The 16,944-nt window shown below is 70.5% G+C and carries 16 protein-coding genes; all 16 read left to right on the top strand.

Annotation, left to right across the window (positions count from 1 at the left end):
- Window positions 1–27 precede the first annotated feature (27 nt).
- The 16 genes from AQI94_RS15455 to ispG all read left to right on the top strand — a co-directional run bounded on the left by AQI94_RS15455 (window position 28) and on the right by ispG (window position 16,918).
- Entirely contained in the window at window positions 28–1,815 is a 1,788-nt protein-coding gene (locus AQI94_RS15455; RefSeq protein ID WP_031036706.1) for a DUF5941 domain-containing protein, read from the top strand.
- Window positions 1,812–2,564, top strand: coding sequence for a phosphocholine cytidylyltransferase family protein (locus tag AQI94_RS15450; protein WP_031036702.1), 753 nt, complete (start codon window positions 1,812–1,814; stop codon window positions 2,562–2,564). Before AQI94_RS15455 ends, AQI94_RS15450 begins: the two co-directional genes overlap by 4 nt.
- Window positions 2,552–3,613, top strand: coding sequence for an iron-containing alcohol dehydrogenase family protein (locus tag AQI94_RS15445; RefSeq protein ID WP_031036699.1), 1,062 nt, complete (start codon window positions 2,552–2,554; stop codon window positions 3,611–3,613). Before AQI94_RS15450 ends, AQI94_RS15445 begins: the two co-directional genes overlap by 13 nt.
- Window positions 3,591–4,370: a CDP-alcohol phosphatidyltransferase family protein gene (locus tag AQI94_RS15440; RefSeq protein ID WP_078902562.1), complete on the top strand. Its 780-nt coding sequence runs from the start codon at window positions 3,591–3,593 to the stop codon at window positions 4,368–4,370. The genes AQI94_RS15445 and AQI94_RS15440 overlap by 23 nt, the downstream gene beginning before the upstream one ends.
- Window positions 4,367–5,251 carry a glycosyltransferase family 2 protein gene (locus AQI94_RS15435; protein ID WP_062229766.1) on the top strand — a complete coding sequence of 295 codons (885 nt, stop codon included), beginning with the start codon at window positions 4,367–4,369 and terminating at the stop codon, window positions 5,249–5,251. The genes AQI94_RS15440 and AQI94_RS15435 overlap by 4 nt, the downstream gene beginning before the upstream one ends.
- Window positions 5,252–5,356: 105 nt before the next feature.
- The gene (locus AQI94_RS15430) at window positions 5,357–6,286 is read left to right on the top strand and encodes an ABC transporter permease (protein ID WP_031036691.1); all 930 of its coding nucleotides are present in this window, start codon (window positions 5,357–5,359) and stop codon (window positions 6,284–6,286) included.
- Window positions 6,279–7,058, top strand: coding sequence for an ABC transporter ATP-binding protein (locus AQI94_RS15425; RefSeq protein WP_031036688.1), 780 nt, complete (start codon window positions 6,279–6,281; stop codon window positions 7,056–7,058). Before AQI94_RS15430 ends, AQI94_RS15425 begins: the two co-directional genes overlap by 8 nt.
- 387 nt (window positions 7,059–7,445) lie before the next feature.
- Window positions 7,446–8,348 carry a squalene synthase HpnC gene (gene hpnC, locus AQI94_RS15420; RefSeq protein ID WP_031036686.1) on the top strand — a complete coding sequence of 301 codons (903 nt, stop codon included), beginning with the start codon at window positions 7,446–7,448 and terminating at the stop codon, window positions 8,346–8,348.
- On the top strand, window positions 8,345–9,295 hold the full coding sequence (hpnD, locus tag AQI94_RS15415) for a presqualene diphosphate synthase HpnD (protein WP_031036683.1): 951 nt from the start codon (window positions 8,345–8,347) through the stop codon (window positions 9,293–9,295). The genes hpnC and hpnD overlap by 4 nt, the downstream gene beginning before the upstream one ends.
- A complete protein-coding gene (locus AQI94_RS46560) occupies window positions 9,295–9,444 on the top strand; it encodes a DUF6380 family protein (RefSeq protein ID WP_225890196.1) in 150 nt (49 codons plus the stop codon). The genes hpnD and AQI94_RS46560 overlap by 1 nt, the downstream gene beginning before the upstream one ends.
- Complete coding sequence (gene hpnE / locus AQI94_RS15410; RefSeq protein WP_031036680.1) at window positions 9,441–10,835, top strand: hydroxysqualene dehydroxylase HpnE; 1,395 nt, start codon at window positions 9,441–9,443, stop codon at window positions 10,833–10,835. The genes AQI94_RS46560 and hpnE overlap by 4 nt, the downstream gene beginning before the upstream one ends.
- A 71-nt stretch (window positions 10,836–10,906) precedes the next feature.
- A complete protein-coding gene (locus AQI94_RS15405; RefSeq protein ID WP_031036678.1) occupies window positions 10,907–11,971 on the top strand; it encodes a polyprenyl synthetase family protein in 1,065 nt (354 codons plus the stop codon).
- A 121-nt stretch (window positions 11,972–12,092) separates the two neighbouring features.
- Window positions 12,093–14,087, top strand: a complete 1,995-nt coding sequence (gene shc / locus AQI94_RS15400; RefSeq protein WP_031036676.1) for a squalene--hopene cyclase — start codon at window positions 12,093–12,095, stop codon at window positions 14,085–14,087.
- Window positions 14,087–14,728, top strand: coding sequence for a phosphorylase family protein (locus AQI94_RS15395; protein WP_031036674.1), 642 nt, complete (start codon window positions 14,087–14,089; stop codon window positions 14,726–14,728). The genes shc and AQI94_RS15395 overlap by 1 nt, the downstream gene beginning before the upstream one ends.
- A 5-nt stretch (window positions 14,729–14,733) precedes the next feature.
- Window positions 14,734–15,756: an adenosyl-hopene transferase HpnH gene (gene hpnH / locus AQI94_RS15390; RefSeq protein ID WP_031036672.1), complete on the top strand. Its 1,023-nt coding sequence runs from the start codon at window positions 14,734–14,736 to the stop codon at window positions 15,754–15,756.
- A gap of 4 nt (window positions 15,757–15,760) precedes the next feature.
- Window positions 15,761–16,918 carry a flavodoxin-dependent (E)-4-hydroxy-3-methylbut-2-enyl-diphosphate synthase gene (gene ispG / locus AQI94_RS15385; protein ID WP_031036671.1) on the top strand — a complete coding sequence of 386 codons (1,158 nt, stop codon included), beginning with the start codon at window positions 15,761–15,763 and terminating at the stop codon, window positions 16,916–16,918.
- Window positions 16,919–16,944 lie beyond the last annotated feature (26 nt).

Below are 16,944 nucleotides of genomic sequence, written 5' to 3'. Positions count from 1 at the left end.
GCGTCGGCACCCAGGGAGTGAGTTCGGTTGTCGACCGCCATCCTCACCGGTCAGCCGGTCCCCGGTTCGTCGATCGAGGGTGATCTGCGGTCCCTCGGCTTCGACGTGCAGGTCGCCGCGGACGCCGCCGACGCCGAGCGGCTGGTCGCCGAGGCGCCCTGCGAGCAGCGCGTCGCCCTCGTCGACGCCCGGTTCGTCGGCCACGTACACGCGCTGCGCCTGGGGCTGACCGACCCCCGCTTCCCCCTCGCCGCACTGCCCGGAGCCGTCACCGCGCAGCCCGACGGCCGTGCGACCCTGACCCGCGCGCTGGCCCGCGAGAACTCCGCGGGCGGCGGCACGGCTCTCGCCGTGGACAGCCTCCCCGACCGCATCGTCACCGCGCTGGCCGACGACGGCGCCGAGGTGCACCGCCCCGAACTCGGCAGCCTGGTCGCCGCGGTCCCCGCCGACCCGCAGGCCCGCAACGAGGCACGGCAGGCCGTCGCGGACGTCGACGACGAGGCCGTACGCCTGAAGTCCGCCGTGAAGTCCCGCGACGGCTTCTTCACCACGTACTGCATCAGCCCCTACTCCCGCTACATCGCCCGCTGGTGCGCCCGCCGGGGCCTGACCCCGAACCAGGTCACCACCGCGTCCCTGATCACCGCGCTCGTCGCGGCGGCCTGCGCGGCCACCGGCACGCGCGGCGGCTTCGTCGCGGCGGGCGTCCTGCTGATCGCCTCGTTCGTCCTCGACTGCACCGACGGCCAGCTCGCCCGCTACTCCCTGCAGTACTCCACCCTCGGCGCCTGGCTCGACGCCACCTTCGACCGCGCCAAGGAGTACGCCTACTACGCCGGCCTCGCCCTCGGCGCGGCCCGGGGCGGTGACGACGTCTGGGCGCTGGCGCTCGGCGCGATGGTCCTGCAGACCTGCCGGCACGTCGTCGACTTCTCCTTCAACGAGGCGAACCACGACGCCACCGCCAACACCAGCCCCACGGCCGCCCTTTCGGACAAGCTCGACAGCGTCGGCTGGACGGTGTGGGTGCGGCGGATGATCGTGCTGCCGATCGGTGAGCGCTGGGCGATGATCGCGGTCCTGACGGCGGCCACCACTCCCCGTATCACCTTCTACGCGCTTCTCGTCGGGTGCGCCTTCGCGGCGACCTACACGACGGCGGGCCGGGTGCTGCGGTCACTGACCCGCAGGGCACAGCGCACGGACCGGGCGGCCCAGGCGCTGGCGGACCTGGCGGACAACGGTCCGCTCGCCTCCTTCGTGACGCGCGCCACCCGGGCCCGCCTCGGCGCCCCGCTGCTGGTCGCGGCGGCCGGGACGGCGGTCCTCGCCGTGTCCCTCTTCTCCGGCGTCACCTGGGCGCCCGTCGCCGGTGCCCTCGTCTACGCGGTCACCGCCGGTCAGGCCCTGTACCGCCCCCTCAAGGGCGCCCTCGACTGGCTCGTCCCCCCGCTCTTCCGCGCCGCCGAGTACGGCACCGTCCTGGTGCTGGCGGCCCAGGCGGACGTGAAAGGAGCCCTGCCCGCGGCTTTCGGGCTGGTGGGCGCCGTCGCCTACCATCACTACGACACGGTGTACCGCATCCGCGGCAATGCCGGAGCGCCCCCGGCCTGGCTGGTGCGCGCCGCCGGGGGGCATGAGGGACGGACTCTGCTCGTCGCCGTCCTGGCCGCGCTGCTCACCGCTTCGCAGTTCACGGTCGCGCTCACGGTCCTGGCCGTGGCCGTGGCCCTGCTGGTGCTCGTCGAGAGCATCCGCTTCTGGGTGTCCGCTGGGGCTCCCGCCGTACACGACGAAGGAGAACCCGCATGATCGGCCTCGTGCTGGCGGCCGGCGCCGGACGCCGACTGCGCCCCTACACCGACAGCCTCCCCAAGGCTCTGGTGCCGGTGGGCCCCGCGGGCATAGAGGGTGAACCGACGGTCCTGGACCTCACCCTCGGCAACTTCGCCGAGATCGGTCTGACCGAGGTCGCGGTCATCGTCGGCTACCGCAAGGAGGCCGTGTACGAGCGCAGGGCGGCGCTGGAGGCGAAGTACGGCCTCAAGCTCACCCTCATCGACAACGACAAGGCCGAGGAGTGGAACAACGCCTACTCCCTGTGGTGCGGCCGTGACGCCCTCAAGGACGGCGTGATCCTCGCCAACGGCGACACCGTGCACCCCGTCTCCGTCGAGAAGACCCTGCTCGCCGCCCGCGGCGAGGGCCGGCGCATCATCCTCGCCCTGGACACGGTGAAGAACCTCGCCGACGAGGAGATGAAGGTCGTCGTCGACCCCGAGCGGGGCATGACGAAGATCACCAAGCTGATGGACCCCGCCGAGGCCACCGGCGAGTACATCGGCGTCACCCTCATCGAGGGCGACGCCGCCCCCGAACTCGCCGACGCCCTGAAGACGGTCTGGGAGACCGACCCGCAGCAGTTCTACGAGCACGGCTACCAGGAGCTCGCGAACCGCGGCTTCCGCATCGACGTCGCCCCGATCGGCGACGTCCCGTGGGTGGAGATCGACAACCACGACGACCTCGCCCGTGGACGGGAGATCGCGTGCCGGTACTGACAAGGCTGATCCCCTCGCCGGTCGTCGTGGACATCCGCCCGGGTGCCCTCGACGACCTGGGCTGCGTCCTGGCGGACCAGCGGATCTCGCAGTCCGGGAAGCTGGCCGTCGCGGTCAGCGGCGGCTCGGGCGCCCGTCTGCGTGACCGCCTCGCGCCGACCCTGCCCGGGGCCACCTGGTACGAGGTCGGCGGCGGCACCATCGACGACGCGGTCCGGCTGGCGAGCGACATCAAGGCCGGTCGCTACGACGCGGTTGTCGGCCTGGGCGGCGGCAAGATCATCGACTGTGCCAAGTTCGCCGCGGCACGCGTCGGTCTCCCGCTCGTCGCCGTGGCCACCAACCTCGCCCACGACGGCCTGTGTTCGCCGGTCGCCACGCTCGACAACGACGCGGGCCGCGGCTCGTACGGAGTGCCGAACCCGATCGCGGTGGTCATCGACCTGAACGTGATCCGTGAGGCCCCCGTGCGCTTCGTGCGCTCCGGTATCGGCGACGCGATCTCCAACATCTCCGCGGTCGCGGACTGGGAACTCGCCAACCGCGTCAACGGCGAGAAGATCGACGGACTCGCCTCGGCCATGGCCCGCCAGGCCGGCGAGGCGGTGCTCCGGCACCCCGGTGGAGTCGGTGACGACAACTTCCTCCAGGTCCTTGCCGAGGCACTGGTCCTCACCGGGATCGCCATGTCGGTGTCGGGAGACTCCCGCCCGTCCTCCGGCGCCTGCCACGAGATCAACCACGCGTTCGACCTGCTCTACCCCAAGCGCGCCGCCGCCCATGGCGAGCAGTGCGGCCTGGGCGCGGCCTTCGCGATGTACCTGCGCGGAGCCCACGAGGAGTCGGCGTACATGGCCGAGGTACTGCGCCGGCACGGACTTCCGGTGCTGCCGGAGGAGATCGGCTTCACGCCCGCGGAGTTCGTCCGCGCCGTGGAGTTCGCCCCGCAGACCCGCCCCGGCCGCTACACCATCCTCGAACACCTCGACCTCAAGACCGACCAGATCAAGGACATCTACACCGACTATGTCAAGGCCATCGGTAGCTGAACTCCGTCCGGTCGTCCACCCCGCGGGGGTCAAGGACCGGCGCAGCGGTGAGCACTGGATGGGACGCCTCTACATGCGTGAGGTGTCCCTCCGGGTGGACCGCTACCTGGTGAACACCAGGGTCACGCCCAACCAGCTCACGTACCTGATGACCGTCTTCGGTGTCCTCGCGGCCCCGGCCCTCCTGGTGCCGGGGATCCCGGGGGCCGTGCTCGGCGTGGTGTGCGTCCAGATGTATCTCCTGCTGGACTGCGTCGACGGTGAGATCGCGCGCTGGAAGAAGCAGTACTCGCTCAACGGCGTCTACCTGGACCGTGTCGGCGCGTACCTGACCGACGCGGCGGTGCTCGTCGGCTTCGGTCTGCGCGCCGCCGACCTCTTCGGCAGCGGCCGTATCGACTGGCTGTGGGCCTTCCTCGGCACGCTCGCCGCCCTCGGCGCGATCCTGATCAAGGCCGAGACCGACCTGGTGGGCGTCGCCCGGCACCAGGCGGGCAAGCCGCCCGTGCAGGAGGCGGCCGCCGAGATGCGCTCCTCCGGCATGGCGCTGGCCCGCCGGGCCGCCGCCGCGTTCAAGTTCCACCGGCTGATCCTCGGCATCGAGGCGTCCCTGGTGATCCTGGTCCTCGCGGTCGTGGACCAGATGCGGGACGACCTGTTCTTCACGCGGCTCGGCGTCGCGGTGATGGCCGGGATCGCCCTGCTCCAGACCCTGCTGCACCTCGTGTCGATCCTCGCCTCCAGCAGGCTGAAGTGAGCACCGGCATGAAGGTCGGCGCGGTCATCATCACCATGGGCAACCGCCCCGAGGAGCTGCGGGCCCTGCTCGACTCGGTCGCCAAGCAGGACGGCGACCCGGTCGAGGTGGTCGTGGTCGGCAACGGCTCGCCCGTCCCGGACGTCCCCGAGGGCGTCCGCACGATCGAGCTGCCGGAGAACCTCGGCATCCCCGGCGGCCGCAACGTCGGCATCGAGGCCTTCGGCCCCAGCGGTCGCGACGTCGACATATTGCTTTTCCTGGACGACGACGGCCTCCTCCCGAACCACGACACCGCCGAACTGTGCCGCCGGGCCTTCGAGTCCGACCCGAAGCTCGGCATCGTCAGCTTCCGCATCGCCGATCCCGACACCGGGGTCACCCAGCGCCGGCACGTCCCCCGGCTGCGGGCCGCGGACCCGATGCGCTCCTCCCGGGTCACCACCTTCCTCGGCGGCGCCAACGCCGTACGCACCCAGGTCTTCGCCGAAGTCGGCGGCCTCCCGGACGCATTCTTCTACGCCCACGAGGAAACCGATCTGGCATGGCGGGCCCTCGACGCGGGCTGGATGATCGACTACCGGTCCGACATGGTGCTGTACCACCCGACGACCGCGCCCTCGCGGCACGCGGTCTACCACCGCATGGTCGCCCGCAACCGCGTCTGGCTCGCCCGCCGCAACCTGCCCGCGCTCCTGGTCCCGGTCTACCTGGGCGTCTGGATGCTGCTGACCCTGGTGCGCCGGCCCTCGCGGCCCGCCCTGAAGGCCTGGTTCGGCGGCTTCCGGGAGGGCTGGAGCACACCGTGCGGACCGCGCAGGCCCATGAAGTGGCGTACCGTCTGGCGACTGACCCGACTGGGCCGGCCCCCGGTCATCTGACAAGCTCGTTGCCGAGAGCGGCCGGGCCGCACTGCGGCCCCCGCTCCTGCCGCGCCGCACAGGCCGCGCATCCCGAAGCATCCCGAAGAGGAAAGCTATCCATCAGTGAGTGAGACAACGCACGACGGCACGGTCGCGGTGAGCGCGCCCGCGTCGCCCGACGAGGGCCTCCCGGCGGCACAGCTCGCCGGCCGGTACGGCCTGACCGTGAGCGGTGCCAGGCCCTCGCTCGTCGAGTACGTCCGCCAGCTCTGGGACCGGCGCCACTTCATCCTCGCGTTCTCGCGGGCGAAGCTGACCGCCCAGTACAGCCAGGCCAAGCTGGGCCAGCTGTGGCAGGTGGCGACCCCGCTGCTGAACGCGACCGTGTACTTCTTCATCTTCGGCGTCATCCTGAACGCCAGCCGGGGCATGCCGAAGGACGTGTACATCCCGTTCCTGGTCACGGGCGTCTTCGTGTTCACCTTCACGCAGAGCTCCGTCATGGCGGGCGTGCGCGCCATCTCCGGCAACCTCGGCCTGGTCCGCGCACTGCACTTCCCGCGGGCCTCCCTGCCGATCTCCTTCGCGCTCCAGCAGCTCCAGCAGCTGCTGTTCTCGATGGTCGTGCTGTTCGCCGTGGCCATCGGCTTCGGCCACTACCCGGACCTGTCCTGGGCGCTCATCGTCCCGGTGCTGCTCCTGCAGTTCCTCTTCAACACCGGCCTGGCGCTGATCATGGCCCGCGCGGGAGCCAAGACCCCCGACCTGGCCCAGCTCATGCCGTTCGTGATGCGTACCTGGATGTACGCGTCCGGCGTGATGTTCTCGATCCCGATCATGCTGGCCGACAAGCCGCAGTGGGTCGCCACGGTCCTGCAGTGGAACCCGGCGGCCATCTACATGGACCTGATGCGCTTCGCGCTGCTCGACGACTACGGCGCCGAGAACCTGCCCGACCACGTCTGGGCGGCCGCGGGCGGGTGGGCCGCGCTCTTCGCGCTCGGCGGCTTCGTGTACTTCTGGAAGGCGGAGGAAAGGTACGGCCGTGGCTGAGGACATCAGGGACGAGCAGACCCCCACCGTCATCGCGGACGAGCTGCACATCGTCTACCGCGTCAACGGCGCCAAGACCGGCAAGGGCAGTGCGACCGCCGCGCTGAGCCGCATCCTCAAGCGCGGCGAGGAGCGCGGGGTGCGCAAGGTGCACGCCGTCAAGGGCGTCTCCTTCGTCGCCTACAAGGGCGAGGCGGTCGGCCTGATCGGCTCCAACGGCTCCGGCAAGTCGACCCTGCTGCGCGCCATCGCCGGACTGCTGCCCGCCGAGAGCGGCCGCGTCTACACGCACGGCCAGCCCTCCCTGCTCGGTGTCAACGCGGCTCTGATGAACGACCTGACCGGCGAGCGCAACGTCATTCTGGGCGGGCTCGCCATGGGCATGTCCCGGGAGCAGATCAAGGAGCGCTACCAGGAGATCGTCGACTTCTCCGGGATCAACGAGAAGGGCGACTTCATCACCCTTCCGATGCGCACGTATTCCTCCGGCATGGCGGCCCGCCTGCGCTTTTCCATCGCCGCCGCCAAGGACCACGACGTCCTCATGATCGACGAGGCCCTGGCCACCGGTGACCGCAAATTCCAGAAGCGCTCCGAGGAACGCATCCGGGAACTGCGCAAGGAGGCCGGCACGGTCTTTCTCGTCAGTCACAACAACAAGTCGATCCGTGACACCTGCAACCGCGTCCTGTGGCTGGAGCGCGGCGAGCTGCGCATGGACGGCCCGACCGACGAGGTCATCAAGGAGTACGAGAAGTTCACGGGCAAGTAGTCCACCGCGCCCCGGACGAAAAACACCGCTCCGCTCGACCGGGCCCCGCCGGAACTGTTCCGGCGGGGCCACGCGTCTGCAAAGGAAGCGTCAACTTCGCGCCCCCTTAGGAATCTTGGGGCCAATCGGTGTGTTGTTGTGATGTGCAGGACACCCCGACGATCCTTGCCGCGTTGTACAACGTAAGCTGTACCGGTGCCCAATCGCGGCAAGTAGGGCGATAATGCGCGACACCCGATCACTGGGACGCCACGCGGACGGCTGGGCGGCGTGTCCGAAATAGTGTGTATTGGGTCGGCGGTGTAGAACGGGAGATGTGACGGCGATGGCTACGGAAACTCCCCAGCTCAACGCAGCACGTGCCGTCCCCGCCCCGGGCAGGCAGCGATGACGGGGACCGGCACGACGCGCCCCGGAGCGACGGAGCGCGGAACGCTCGACAAAGCCGCGGCGGAGAACTTCCCCGTGGCTCCGTTCTTCCTGCCCAAGGACTGGCGCACCGACCTCATGGCCGTCTACGGCTTCGCGCGCCTCGTCGACGACATCGGCGACGGCGACCTGGCCCCCGGCGGCGCCGACGCCCGACTGCTCGGCGTGTCACCCGCGGAGGCCGAGGACCGGCTGGTCCTGCTGGACGCCTTCGAGGCCGACCTGGACCGCGTCTTCTCCGGAGAGCCCCGCCACCCGTTGCTGCGCCGCCTCCAGCCCACGGTCCGCCGCCGCGCGCTGACCCCCGAGCCCTTCCTCGGCCTGATCGCCGCCAACCGCCAGGACCAGCTCGTCACCCGCTACGAGACCTACGACGACCTGCTCGCCTACTGCGAACTGTCCGCCAACCCCGTCGGCCGTCTCGTGCTCGCCGTCACCGGCACCTCGACCCCTGAGCGGGTCCGCCTCTCGGACGCGATCTGCACCGCCCTCCAGATCGTCGAACACCTCCAGGACGTCGCCGAGGACCTCGGCCGCGACCGGATCTATCTGCCCGCCGCGGACATGAAGCGCTTTCATGTCCAGGAGGCGGATCTCGCCATGAAAACCGCAGGCGCATCGGTGCGCGCTCTGGTTGCATACGAGGCACAACGCGCCCGCGAACTCCTGAATGAAGGCGCCCCCCTGGTGGGTAGCGTCCACGGCAGACTGAAACTGCTGCTCGCAGGGTTCGTGGCGGGGGGAAGGGCGGCGCTCCGCGCGATCGCCGCCGCAGAACACGACGTACTTCCCGGCCCGCCCAAGCCCGGCAAGCTCCAGTTGCTGCGCGAGGTGGGCGTCACTCTGCGAGGAGAGGGGTGATCCGGACGGTGGAGCCACCACCACACGCGTCCGCACCGGTACTCGCCGCCTACAGCTACTGCGAGGCCGTGACCGGACAGCAGGCCCGTAACTTCGCGTACGGCATCAGGCTGCTGCCGACGTCCAAGCGGCGTGCGATGTCGGCGCTCTACGCGTTCTCACGGCGCGTCGACGACATCGGCGACGGCGCGCTGGCGGGTGAGGTCAAGGCCGCGAGGCTAGAGGACACCCGGGCGATGCTGACCCGGGTGCGCGAGGGCTCGGTGGACGAGGACGACACCGATCCGGTGGCCGTCGCCCTCGCCCACGCCGCCGGGACCTTCCCCATCCCGTTGAGCGGCCTGGACGAGCTGATCGACGGCGTCCTGATGGACGTACGCGGCGAGACCTACGAGACCTGGGACGACCTGAAGGTCTACTGCCGCTGTGTGGCCGGTGCCATCGGGCGCCTCTCGCTCGGCGTGTTCGGCACCGAACCCGGGGCGCGCGCCGCCGAACGCGCGCCGGAGTATGCCGACACACTCGGTCTCGCGCTCCAGCTCACCAACATCCTCAGAGATGTCCGTGAGGACGCCGAGGGCGGGCGCACCTATCTGCCCGCCGACGACCTCGCGAAGTTCGGCTGCTCGGCCGGCTTCAAGGGGCCGAAACCGCCGGAGGGCGCCGACTTCGCGGGCCTCGTGCACTTCGAAGTGCGACGGGCCCGCGCCCTTTTCGCCGAGGGCTACCGGCTGCTCCCCATGCTCGACCGGCGCAGCGGTGCCTGTGTCGCCGCCATGGCCGGCATCTACCGCCGTCTGCTCGACCGCATCGAGCGCGACCCCGAGGCGGTGCTGCGCGGCCGGGTCTCGCTGCCCGGGCGCGAGAAGGCGTACGTCGCCGTCCGCGGCCTGTCCGGCCTGGACACCCGGCATGTGACGCGGCGGGCCGTCAGGAGGCGTGCCTGATGGGTGATGTGGACAATACGGTCCAAGGTGATGTCACCGGAGAAAAGCGGCACGCAACCCTCCGCTCCGGGACGGCGTCCCTGACTGCAACGGTCGGCCGTGCACCGTTCGAGCACCACGGCGTCCGGGCAGGGGAGGGTGTGCGATGACCGACGGACAGCGGTCCGGACGGGACGCCGTCGTGATCGGCGGCGGGCTCGCCGGGATCACCGCGGCGCTCGCGCTCGCCGACGCCGGGGTGCGCGTCACCCTGCTCGAAGGCAGGCCACGCCTCGGCGGACTCGCCTTCTCCTTCCAGCGCGGCGAACTGACCGTCGACAACGGACAGCATGTCTACCTGCGCTGCTGCACCGCCTACCGCTGGTTCCTCGACCGCATCGAGGGGACGGCGCTGGCACCGCTGCAGGATCGTCTCGACGTGCCCGTACTCGACGTGGCCCGGCCCGAGGGCCGACGGCTCGGCAGACTGCGGCGCGACGCGCTGCCGGTGCCCCTGCATCTGGGGCGCAGCCTCGCGACCTATCCGCATCTCTCGCTCGCCGAGCGGGCCAAGGTGGGGCGTGCCGCGCTCGCGCTCAAGGGTCTCGACCTCGCCGATCCGAGCCTGGACACCCAGGACTTCGGCAGCTGGCTGACCGCCCACGGTCAGTCGGCGCGTGCCGTCGAGGCCCTGTGGGACCTGGTCGGGGTCGCCACCCTCAACGCGGTCGCGGGCGACGCCTCGCTGGGGCTCGCCGCGATGGTGTTCAAGACCGGTCTGCTGTCCGACCCGGGCGCGGCCGACATCGGCTGGGCACACGTCCCGCTGGGTGAACTGCACGACCGGCTGGCCCGCAAGGCGCTCGACTCCGCGGGCGTGCGTACCGAGGTCCGTACACGCGTCACCTCCATCTCTACTGACGAGAACGGCACTTGGAGCGTTCAGGTTCCCGGGGAGACGCTCCGGGCGGACGCGGTCGTGCTCGCCGTGGCCCAGCACGAGGCGTGTGACCTGCTGCCGGAGGGCGCACTCGACGCCCCGGAAAATCTTCGGGACATCGGCACCGCGCCGATCCTCAACGTCCATGTCGTCTACGACCGCAAGATCCTCGACAAGCCGTTCTTCGCGGCCCTCGGCACCCCGGTCCAGTGGGTCTTCGACCGCACCGACGCCTCCGGGCTGCGCGAGGGCCAGTACCTCGCCCTGTCCCAGTCGGCGGCGCACGAGGAGATCGACGAGCCGGTGGCCGCACTGCGCGAGCGGTATCTGCCCGAGCTGGAGCGGCTGCTGCCGCTCGCCCGCGGCGCCGAGGTGAAGGACTTCTTCGTGACCAGGGAGCGCACGGCGACCTTCGCTCCCACCCCCGGTGTCGGACGGCTGCGGCCCGGCGCCCGTACCAAAGCCCCCGGCCTCTACCTGGCCGGCGCGTGGACCGCCACAGGGTGGCCCGCGACCATGGAGAGTGCGGTCCGCAGCGGTGTGAGTGCGGCGGACGCCGCCCTCGCCGCCCTGGGCCGGCCCCGCCCCGCCCGTCTCTTCGAGTTCGAGGAGGCCGCGTGATGCTCGACCAGCACGGCGTATCGGGCCCCAGCACCTCCGGTACCGCAACAAGAGGAGAGACTGTGCCCACTGTGCCCCCGGCCGAGACGGCCGCTGTGAGGTCCGCGGTGGACGTGACCGCGCTCCTGGAGCGCGGCCGGACCCTGGCCACTCCGGTGCTGAAGGCGGCCGTCGACCGCCTCGCATCCCCGATGGACACCGTTTCCGCCTACCACTTCGGCTGGATCGACGCCCAGGGCAACCCCGCGGACGGAGACGGCGGCAAGGCCGTGCGACCCGCGCTCGCCGTGCTCTCGGCCGAGGTCACCGGCGCCGCCCCCGAGACCGGCATCCCCGGCGCGGTCGCCGTCGAGCTGGTCCACAACTTCTCCCTGCTGCACGACGACCTGATGGACGGCGACGAGCAGCGCCGCCACCGCGACACCGTGTGGAAGGTGCACGGCCCCGCCCAGGCCATCCTGGTCGGCGACGCCCTGTTCGCCCTCGCCAACGAGGTCCTCCTCGAACTCGGCACCGTCGAGGCCGGCCGCGCCACCCGCCGGCTGACCACCGCCACTCGCGCCCTCATCGACGGCCAGGCGCAGGACATCTCCTACGAGCACCGCGACCGCGTCAGCGTCGAGGAGTGCCTGGAGATGGAGGGCAACAAGACCGGCGCCCTGCTCGCCTGCGCCTCCTCCATCGGCGCGGTCCTCGGCGGCGCGGACGACCGCACCGCCGACACCCTGGAGAAGTACGGCTACCACCTGGGCCTCGCCTTCCAGGCCGTCGACGACCTGCTCGGCATCTGGGGCGACCCGGACTCCACCGGCAAGCAGACCTGGAGCGACCTGCGCCAGCGCAAGAAGTCCCTGCCCGTGGTGGCCGCGCTCGCGGCGGGCGGTGCCGCCTCCGAGCGGCTCGGCGAGATCCTCGCCGCCGACGCCAAGAGCAGCGACTTCGAGAATTTCTCCGAGGAGGAGTTCGCGGCCCGCGCCGCCCTCATCGAGGAGGCCGGCGGCCGCGAGTGGACGGCCGCGGAGGCCCGCCGTCAGCACACCATCGCCATCGAAGCCCTGAACGCCATCGACATGCCCGACCGGGTGCGGGACCGGTTCACGGCGCTCGCCGACTTCGTCGTCGTACGAAAGAGATGATCACTATCGGTCGAATAGCCCTCGCGTAGTCGCCGGCCGGTGCTGCGAGGAAAGGAAAGGCACCGGCCGACGGCGGACCCACAGCAGAGCACCACATTGCACACTGCACGAAGGGGAAGCCATGACAGCGACGACCGACGGAAGCACCGGGGCCCTCCCGCCCCGCGCTGCCGCGGCCAGCGAAACCCACCTCGAGACCCCCGTGGCGGCCGGGATACAAGAAGCCGCCGTGCGTGCCGTCCAGCGCGCCACCGACCACCTGCTCGCCCGGCAGGACGCCGAGGGCTGGTGGAAGGGCGACCTCGAGACCAACGTCACGATGGACGCCGAGGACCTGCTGCTCCGTCAGTTCCTCGGCATCCGCGACGAGTCGACCACCCGGGCCGCCGCCCAGTTCATCCGCGGCGAGCAGCGCGAGGACGGCACCTGGGCCGGCTTCTACGGCGGCCCCGGCGAACTCTCCACCACCGTCGAGGCGTACGTCGCCCTCCGTCTCGACGGCGACGATCCGGACGCCCCGCACATGGCGAAGGCCTCCGCCTGGATCCGCGCCCAGGGCGGTATCGCCGCCGCCCGGGTGTTCACCCGGATCTGGCTCGCCCTGTTCGGCTGGTGGAAGTGGGAGGACCTGCCCGAACTCCCGCCGGAGCTCATCTACTTCCCCAAGTGGGTCCCGCTCAACATCTACGACTTCGGCTGCTGGGCCCGCCAGACGATCGTCCCGCTGACGATCGTCTCGGCTAAGCGCCCGGTGCGGCCGGCGCCCTTCCCGCTCGACGAACTGCACGCCGACCCGGCCGACCCGAACCCGGCCAAGCCGCTTGCTTCGGTGGCGAGTTGGGACGGCGCCTTCCAGCGGCTCGACAAGGCCCTGCACCAGCTGCGCAAGGTCGCCCCGCGCCGACTCCGCAGAGCCGCGATGAACAGCGCGGCCCGCTGGATCATCGAGCGACAGGAGAACGACGGCTGTTGGGGCGGCATCCAGCCCCCGGCCGTCTATTCGGTGATCGCCCTGCACCTGCTCGGCTACGACCTCCAGCACCCGGTCATGCGAGCCGGACTGGAGTCCCTGGACCGCTTCGCCATCTGGCGCGAGGACGGGTCCCGGATGATCGAGGCCTGCCAGTCGCCGGTGTGGGACACCTGCCTCGCGACCATCGCGCTCGCCGACGCGGGCGTGCCCGCCGACCATCCGCAGCTCGTCAGGGCCGCGGACTGGATGCTCGGCGAGGAGATCGTGCGGCCCGGGGACTGGTCGGTCAAGCGACCCCAACTGCCGCCGGGCGGCTGGGCGTTCGAGTTCCACAACGACAACTACCCCGACATCGACGACACCGCGGAGGTCGTCCTCGCACTGCGCCGGGTCCGGCACCACGACCCCGAGCGGGTGGAGAAGGCCATCGGGCGCGGGGTGCGCTGGAACCTCGGGATGCAGTCGAAGAACGGCGGCTGGGGCGCCTTCGACGTGGACAACACCAGCCCGTTCCCCAACCGGCTGCCGTTCTGCGACTTCGGAGAGGTCATCGACCCGCCGTCCGCCGACGTCACCGCCCACGTGGTGGAGATGCTCGCGATCGAGGGACTCTCCCACGACCCTCGCACCCGGCGCGGCATCGAGTGGCTGCTCGCCGAACAGGAGGCGGACGGCTCGTGGTTCGGGCGCTGGGGCGTCAACTACATCTACGGCACCGGGTCGGTGGTGCCCGCCCTGACGGCCGCCGGACTGCCCGTCTCGCACCCCGCGATCCGGCGGGCGGTGGCCTGGCTGGAGAAGGTGCAGAACGACGACGGCGGCTGGGGCGAGGACCTGCGCTCCTACAAGTACGTCAAGGAGTGGAGCGGCCGCGGCGCCTCCACCGCCTCCCAGACGGCCTGGGCACTGATGGCGCTGCTGGCCGCGGGGGAGAGGGACTCCAAGGCCGTCGAACGCGGCATCGAGTGGCTCGCGAGCACCCAGCGCGAGGACGGCTCCTGGGACGAGCCCTACTTCACCGGCACCGGCTTCCCCTGGGACTTCTCCATCAACTACCACCTCTACCGGCAGGTCTTCCCGCTCACCGCCCTGGGCCGATACGTCCATGGAGAACCGTTCTCCCGGACCGAGGCGGCCCTCTGATGAGCACCCGGCCCGCCACCGCCCCGCTGCTGATCGCCTGCGCGCTCGGCATCGAGCACCTCGCCCTGCGCACGGGCGAGCGCGGCGGGGCCGGCGGGCCGGTCACCCTGCTCCGGACGGGCATGGGTCCCAAGGCGGCGGAACGGTCCGTCACCCGGCGCCTGGCCGACCCGGCCCTCGCCGGGGCCGCCGTACTGGCCACCGGGTTCTGCGCGGGACTCGCTCCCGGGATGCACCCCGGCGATCTGGTCGTCGCCGAGGAGACCCGGGACCCGGACGGAACCGTTCCGTGCGCGCAGACCGACCTGCTCGTCAAGGAGCTGGTACGGGCCGTGCCGGGACGTACCGTGCACACCGGACCCCTCACCGGCTCCGATCACGTCGTTCGCGGTCACGAGCGGTCCCAGCTGCTCGCGACCGGCGCGATCGCGGTCGACATGGAGTCCGCGGCCACGCTCCTGAGCGCCGTGCGCGCGGGCGAGCGCCCCGTTGCGGCCGTCCGGGTGGTCGTGGACGCTCCACAACATGAACTCGTCCGGATCGGCACGGTACGCGGTGGAATATCAGCCTTCCGCGTTCTTCGTTCCGTCCTTCCCGCTTTCCATGAATGGCACCGTTCCTTGCTGCTCCCCAGGAGGTGAGCCAGATGGCCATGCCGCTGCGTCAGTCCATCAAGGTCGCTACATACTTGGCCGAACAAAAGCTCCGCAAGCGGGACAAGTTCCCGTTGATCGTGGAGTTGGAGCCCCTCTTCGCGTGCAATCTCAAGTGCGAGGGCTGCGGCAAGATCCAGCATCCGGCGGGGGTGCTCAAGCAGCGCATGCCGGTGGCGCAGGCCGTCGGGGCGGTGCTTGAGTCCGGTGCGCCGATGGTGTCCATCGCCGGCGGCGAGCCGCTGATGCACCCTCAGATCGACGAGATCGTCCGGCAGTTGGTCGCGAAGAAGAAGTACGTCTTCCTCTGCACCAACGCCATGCTGCTGCGCAAGAAGATGGACAAGTTCAAGCCCTCCCCGTACTTCGCCTTCGCCGTGCACATCGACGGACTGCGCGAGCGGCACGACGAGTCGGTCGCCAAGGAGGGCGTGTTCGACGAGGCGGTGGAGGCGATCAAGGAGGCCAAGCAGCGCGGCTTCCGGGTCACCACCAACTCGACCTTCTTCAACACCGACACCCCGCAGACCATCATCGAGGTGCTCAACTTCCTCAACGACGACCTCAAGGTCGACGAGATGATGATCTCGCCCGCCTACGCCTACGAGAAGGCGCCCGACCAGGAGCACTTCCTGGGCGTGGAGCAGACCCGCGAGCTGTTCAAGAAGGCCTTCGCGGGCGGCAACCGCAAGAAGTGGCGGCTCAACCACTCCCCGCTCTTCCTGGACTTCCTGGAGGGCAAGGTCGACTTCCCGTGCACGGCCTGGGCGATCCCGAACTACTCCCTGTTCGGCTGGCAGCGCCCGTGCTACCTGATGAGCGACGGGTACGTGCCGACGTACCGCGAACTCATCGAGGACACCGACTGGGACAAGTACGGCCGGGGCAAGGACCCGCGCTGCGCCAACTGCATGGCGCACTGCGGCTACGAGCCCACCGCCGTCCTCGCCACCATGGGATCCCTCAAGGAGTCGCTGCGCGCCATGCGCGAGACGGTCTCCGGGAACCGCGAGTAGCGCCATGACCGCCATTCCCTTGGGCGTCCCCGAGGTACCGGTCCGGCCGATCGCCGAGCGGCGCGTGTCGCGGCAGATCATGGTCGGGCCGGTGGCGGTCGGGGGCGGGGCCCCGGTGTCGGTGCAGTCGATGACGACGACGCGTACGTCCGACATCGGCGCCACGCTCCAGCAGATCGCCGAACTCACCGCGTCCGGTTGCCAGATCGTCCGCGTCGCCTGTCCCACGCAGGACGACGCGGACGCCCTCGCGACCATCGCCCGCAAGTCGCAGATCCCGGTGATCGCGGACATCCACTTCCAGCCCAAGTACGTGTTCGCGGCGATCGAGGCCGGCTGCGCGGCCGTACGCGTCAATCCCGGGAACATCAAGCAGTTCGACGACAAGGTCAAGGAGATCGCGCGGGCCGCGAAGGACCACGGCACGCCGATCCGGATCGGGGTCAACGCCGGGTCGCTGGACCGGCGGCTGCTCCAGAAGTACGGCAGGGCGACCCCGGAGGCGCTGGTCGAATCGGCGCTGTGGGAGGCGTCGTTGTTCGAGGAGCACGGCTTCCGGGACGTCAAGATCTCCGTGAAGCACAACGACCCCGTGGTGATGGTGGCCGCCTACCAGCAGCTCGCCGAGCAGTGCGACTACCCGCTGCACCTGGGGGTCACGGAGGCCGGGCCGGCCTTCCAGGGGACGATCAAGTCGGCGGTGGCCTTCGGGGCGCTGCTGTCGAGGGGGATCGGCGACACCATCCGGGTGTCCCTGTCCGCCCCGCCCGCCGAGGAGGTCAAGGTCGGCATCCAGATCCTGGAGTCGCTGAACCTGCGGCAACGCCGGCTGGAGATCGTCTCGTGCCCGTCCTGCGGGCGCGCGCAGGTGGACGTCTACAAGCTGGCGGACGAGGTCACGGCGGGTCTCGAAGGCATGGAAGTGCCTTTGCGGGTCGCGGTGATGGGGTGTGTGGTCAACGGTCCCGGCGAGGCGCGGGAGGCGGACCTGGGGGTCGCCTCCGGCAACGGCAAGGGACAGATCTTCGTGAAGGGCGAGGTCGTCAAGACCGTCCCGGAGTCCAAGATCGTGGAGACCCTCATCGAGGAGGCGATGAAGATCGCCGAACAGATGGAGCAGGACGGCGTCGCGTCGGGGGAGCCGGCCGTCACCGTGAGTTGAACAGCACGGACCGAAGGGGGCCCGAG

Origin of the sequence: Streptomyces pseudovenezuelae (genome assembly GCF_001513955.1) — a bacterium.
Taxonomy (GTDB): Bacteria; Actinomycetota; Actinomycetes; order Streptomycetales; family Streptomycetaceae; genus Streptomyces; species Streptomyces pseudovenezuelae.
The sequence above is the reverse complement of the archived record's forward strand: the minus strand, read 5'-3'. Positions and strand labels throughout refer to the sequence as shown.